1 protein-coding gene is annotated in these 1,384 nt (G+C 70.2%); it reads left to right on the forward strand.

Translation table 11 applies throughout. The annotated features are described in order from the left end of the window. A partial coding sequence (locus ACXJLU_RS33325) for a secretin N-terminal domain-containing protein (RefSeq protein WP_457338002.1) occupies positions 1–1,384 on the forward strand: 1,384 nt, incomplete at both ends.

A 1,384-nucleotide genomic window follows, 5' to 3' on the forward strand; every position in this document is an offset into this window, starting at 1 on the left:
GGCTCGCCGACGCCGAGGCCGTGCTGCGCCGCGTGCTGGCGCAGGACCCCGGCCACGCGGCGGCCCGCAAGGCGCTGGCCCGGCTTCGTGAGCGGCAGATGAACGCCGAGATCGCCTCGCCGACGCTGAAGGCCGCGCTCAACAGCAACATCACGCTGGAGCTGCGCGACACGCCGCTGCGCAACGCCTTCGACGTGATCTCGCGCAGCGCGCAGCTGAACTTCGTGTTCGACCGCGACGTGCGGCCCGACGCGCGCGTCACGCTGACGGTGCGCAACAGCCCGGTCAACGACGTGATCCGGCTGCTGCTGCTGACCCAGCAGCTCGACCGCAAGGTGCTCAACGACAACTCGTTGCTGATCTACCCGGCCACCACGGCCAAGCAGCGCGACTACCAGGACCTGACGGCCCGCGTCTTCTACCTGACCAACGCCGATGCCAAGCAGGCCCAGGCGCTGCTGCGCACGCTGGGCAAGACGCGCGAGGTGCACGTCGACGAGAAGCTCAACATGGTCGCGGTGCGCGACACGCCGGACGCCGTGCGGCTGGCCGAGCGGCTGATCGAGTCGATCGACATCGCCGAGCCCGAGGTGATGATGGAGGTGGAGGTGCTGGAGATCAGCCGCAGCCGCGCGATCGACCTCGGCATCCAGTTCCCGACCGAGTTGAGGGTCGAATCGCTGCTGCCGACTTCGGGCCGCGTGCCGGCCGGCCGCATCGAAGTCAACCATGCGTCGCTGGCGGCGACGATCGCGAACCCGGCGCTGCGCCTCGGCCTGCAGTCGCAGGACACCAACGTGAACCTGCTGGCCAACCCGCGCATCCGCGCGAAGAACCACGAGAAGGCGCGGGTGCTGATCGGCGAGAAGCTGCCGGTCTTCACGACCACGGCGGTGCAGAACGCCGGCGTCGCATCGTCGGTGTCGTACCTGGACGTCGGCCTGAAGCTGGAGGTCGAGCCGACCGTGTACCTCGACGACGAGGTTGGCATCAAGGTCAACCTGGAGGTCACGACCAACCTGGAGCGCATCCAGGCCGCCGACGGCTCGACGGCGTTCCGCCTCGGCACGCGCAGCGCGCAGACCAACCTGCGCCTGCGCGACGGCCAGACGCAGGTGCTGGCGGGGCTGATCAACGACAACGACCGCGAGACCTTCTCGAAGCTGCCGGGGCTCGGCGACCTGCCGGGCATCGGGCGCGCGTTCGGCAACACGGTGCGCAACCGCGACAAGAGCGAGATCGTGCTGCTGATCACGCCGCGCGTGCTGCGCAACATCACGCCGCCGGATGCGGCCGCGCTGATGTTCGGTGCCGGCACCGAGGCGGCGGCCGGCGCGCCGCCGCTGCTGATCGCGGCGACGCCGGCGCGCTCGCTGGCGTTGAG

It is taken from the genome of Rhizobacter sp. P5_C2 (assembly GCF_054049715.1).